Here is a 3,258-nt window from a genome sequence, read left to right on the forward strand (position 1 = left end):
GTCCCCCCCGCCCCGGGGGCCCTGCCGCCCGCGGCGCCCGCGTCCTCCGTCGCCGTGGCGCGCTGACGGCTTCCGGACAGCCGCCACCGCCCGGCCGATACGCGCTCCCGCCCGCTACTGGACGGAGCGCGTCAGGCCGGGTGCGGGGATGGACAGGGGGCGTGACTTCGCCTCCCCATGGAGCAGTCCGCGCGGCTAGTGTGGCCCGGTCATGGCCCATCCTTCCGCTGGCAAGCCCCTTTCGCGCGACCTGCTGATCAACCCCGAGAAGCTGCGCAGGCAGTACGCCTCCGACGTGCCGGACGCGTCCGTCGCCGAGCAGCGCGTCGCCTTCGGCACCTCTGGCCACCGCGGAAGCGCCGCGCGCCGGAGCTTCAACGAAGCGCACATCCTCGCGGTGGCGCAGGCCCTGTGCGAGTACCGCAAGCAGCAGGGCTATGACGGCCCGCTGTTCCTGGGCAAGGACACCCACGCCCTGTCCGAACCCGCCCAGCGCACCACGCTGGAGGTGCTGGCCGCCCACGGCGTCGAGGTGCGCTACACCGACGGCGCCACGCCCACGCCGGTCATCTCCCACGCCATCCTCACGTACAACCGGGGCCGCACGAGCGGGCTCGCGGACGGCATCGTCATCACCCCGTCCCACAACCCGCCGGAGGACGGCGGCATCAAGTACAACCCGCCCAACGGCGGCCCCGCCGATACGAACGTCACGTCCCTGGTGGAGCGCCGCGCCAACGAGCTGATGGCCGCCGGCAACAAGGACGTCCGCCGCGTCACCTACGAGAAGGCGCTCGCCAGCAGCACGGTGAAGGCCCACGACTTCATCACCCCGTACGTCAAGGACCTGGCGAACGTGGTGGACGTGGACGTCATCCGGGACGCGAAGCTGAAGCTGGGCGCGGATCCGCTGGGTGGCTCCAACCTGGACTATTGGGACCCCATCGCGGATCGCTACAAGCTGTCGATCTCCGTGGTGAACCGCAAGGTGGACCCCACGTTCGGCTTCATGCCCGCGGACCATGACGGGAAGATCCGCATGGACTGCTCGTCGCCGTACGCGATGGCGAACCTGGTGGGCCTCAAGGACAAGTACGCGCTCGCGTTCGGCAACGACACGGACTCCGACCGCCACGGCATCGTCACCCGCAGCCAGGGGCTGATGAACCCGAACCACTACCTGGCCGTCTCCATCGACTACCTGTTCCGCAACCGCCCGGGCTGGAAGAAGGACGCGGCGGTGGGCAAGACGCTGGTGAGCAGCAGCCTCATCGACCGCGTGGCGAAGGACCTGGGCCGCCGCGTGGTGGAGGTGCCGGTGGGCTTCAAGTGGTTCGTGGACGGGCTCCTGGACGGCTCGCTGGGCTTCGGGGGCGAGGAGAGCGCGGGCGCGTCCTTCCTGCGCAGCGACGGCACCGTGTGGACCACCGACAAGGACGGCATCATCCTGGACCTGCTCGCGGCCGAAATCCTGGCGCGCACCGGCAAGGATCCCGGCGAGCACTACCAGGAGCTGGCGAAGAAGTTCGGCGCGCCGCTGTACACGCGCATCGATGCGCCGGCCACGTCCGAGCAGAAGGCCGTGCTGAAGAAGCTGTCCCCCGACGCGGTGAAGGCCACGTCGCTGGCCGGTGAGCCCATCCAGCAGCGCCTCACGCGCGCGCCGGGCAACAACGCGGAGCTGGGCGGCCTCAAGGTGACGGCGGAGAACGGCTGGTTCGCCGCGCGCCCCTCCGGCACCGAGGACGTCTACAAAATCTACGCGGAGAGCTTCCGGGACCAGGCGCACCTGGACACCCTCGTCCAGGAGGCGCGCGCCATCGTCAGTGAGGCCTTCGCCGGAAAGTAGCCATGGACGGGGGCTCCGGGCCGCGCTTCGATGCCGCCGCAAGGAGTCCCTCCCGCCATGTCCGTGAAGCTCATCCTCCAGTTCGTGCTCGCGCTGATCATGGTTGTCGCGGGGGTCACGCACTTCCGCAAGCCGCGCATGTTCATGAGCATCATGCCGCCCTACCTCCCGTACCCCCGGGAGCTGGTGCTGCTGAGCGGCGTGGCGGAGGTGCTGCTCGGCGTGCTGCTGGTGGTGCCGCAGACGACGCGGCTTGGGGCCTGGGGACTCGTCGCGCTGTTCGTGGCGGTGTTCCCCGCGAACGTGCACATGGCTCGGCACCCGGAGAAGTTCCGGAAGATTCCCAAGGCCCTGCTCTGGCTGCGGCTGCCGCTGCAGGGCGTCCTCATCCTGTGGGCGCTCTGGTACACCTGAGCCGCGTCAGCGCCACAGCGGCGCGTGGTCCTCGATGTACTGGCGCACCGTGCGCGTGGGGCGCCCGAGCAGGTTGGTGAGCGTGGGGTCCACCTGCTCCGCATGGCCGAAGCGCAGTCCCACGTGCATCAACGTCTGCATGCCCAGCTGGCCCCAGGACAGCCGGCGCTGGTGCAGGTGGCGCACGTAGCCCGGCACCGACGCGGGCACGTAGCGGATGGGCCGGCCCAGCACCTCCGACAGCACGGAGGCCACCTCCTCGAAGCTCACCGCCTCCAGGCCGGTGAGCGTGAACGCGCGGTCGCGCAGGGACGTGTCCAGCATCGCCCGCGCCGCCACCTCGCCCACGTCGCGCACGTCCACGAAGGCCACCTTGCCGTGGCCCGCGGGCATGTAGAGCCGGCCGTCCTGGCGGATGTCCTCGCGGTACGCATCCCCCAGGTTCTGCGCGAAGAAGGCCGGGCGCAAGAGCGTCCACCCCAGCGACGAGCGCTTCAGGTGCTCCTCCACCGCGTGGTGCGGCGCCCACGTGCTGCGCTCCGCGCCCGCCATGGACAGGAACACCACCTGCTTCACGCCCTGCGTGACGGCCGCGTCCACGAAGGCGTTGAGCGTCAGCTCCGCGTTGGCCAGGGCCGGGGGCCGCATCAGGAACACGCCCCGCACGCCCTCCAGCGCGGGCAGGAACGTCTCCGGGCGCAGGAAGTCCAGCGGCACCGGCGTCACGTCCCCATCCATCTCCTTGAGGAGCGCCGCGGTGTGCTCCGACGACTTCACCGCCGCGCGCACCGGCACCCCTTCCGCCAGCAGGGCCCGCACCACCGCCCGGCCCACGTTGCCCGTCGGGCCCGTCACCAGCACCGGTCCGCTCACGGCCTCCCCTACGTGGACAACCGGTTCGCGCTGGTGCTGCTGGGCGCCAAGCGCGCGCGCCAGCTGATGGCCGGCGCCCGGCCCATCCTGGAGACCTCCAAGAACAAGCCGCCGGTGCTCGC

4 protein-coding genes are annotated in these 3,258 nt (G+C 70.8%); 3 read left to right on the forward strand and 1 reads right to left on the reverse strand.

All coding sequences use genetic code 11. The features are described 5' to 3' along the window. Positions 1–211: 211 nt before the first annotated feature. Both pgm and D7Y13_RS40150 read left to right on the forward strand, forming a co-directional pair. Complete coding sequence (pgm, locus tag D7Y13_RS40145; RefSeq protein ID WP_120581870.1) at positions 212–1,849, forward strand: phosphoglucomutase (alpha-D-glucose-1,6-bisphosphate-dependent); 1,638 nt, start codon at positions 212–214, stop codon at positions 1,847–1,849. Between the two features lie 57 nt (positions 1,850–1,906). Continuing rightward, positions 1,907–2,263: a DoxX family protein gene (locus D7Y13_RS40150; protein ID WP_120531318.1), complete on the forward strand. Its 357-nt coding sequence runs from the start codon at positions 1,907–1,909 to the stop codon at positions 2,261–2,263. Between the two features lie 6 nt (positions 2,264–2,269). On the opposite strand, the gene D7Y13_RS40155 is transcribed toward D7Y13_RS40150, so the two are convergent. Further along, on the reverse strand, positions 2,270–3,136 hold the full coding sequence (locus D7Y13_RS40155) for an SDR family oxidoreductase (RefSeq protein ID WP_120531336.1): 867 nt from the start codon (positions 3,134–3,136) through the stop codon (positions 2,270–2,272). Positions 3,137–3,148: 12 nt separating this feature from the next. On the opposite strand from D7Y13_RS40155, the gene rpoZ reads away from it, so the two are divergent. After that, positions 3,149–3,258: DNA-directed RNA polymerase subunit omega (gene rpoZ / locus D7Y13_RS40160; protein ID WP_120631008.1), on the forward strand; the 110-nt coding region annotated here is incomplete at its 3' end.

The organism is Corallococcus praedator (assembly GCF_003612125.1).
GTDB classification, from domain to species: Bacteria; Myxococcota; Myxococcia; order Myxococcales; family Myxococcaceae; genus Corallococcus; species Corallococcus praedator.

Coding starts and splice junctions, on each gene's coding strand:
- pgm (WP_120581870.1), top strand. CDS start 212: ATGGCCCATCCTTCCGCTGGCAAGCCCCTTTCGCGCGACCTGCTGATC.
- D7Y13_RS40150 (WP_120531318.1), top strand. CDS start 1,907: ATGTCCGTGAAGCTCATCCTCCAGTTCGTGCTCGCGCTGATCATGGTT.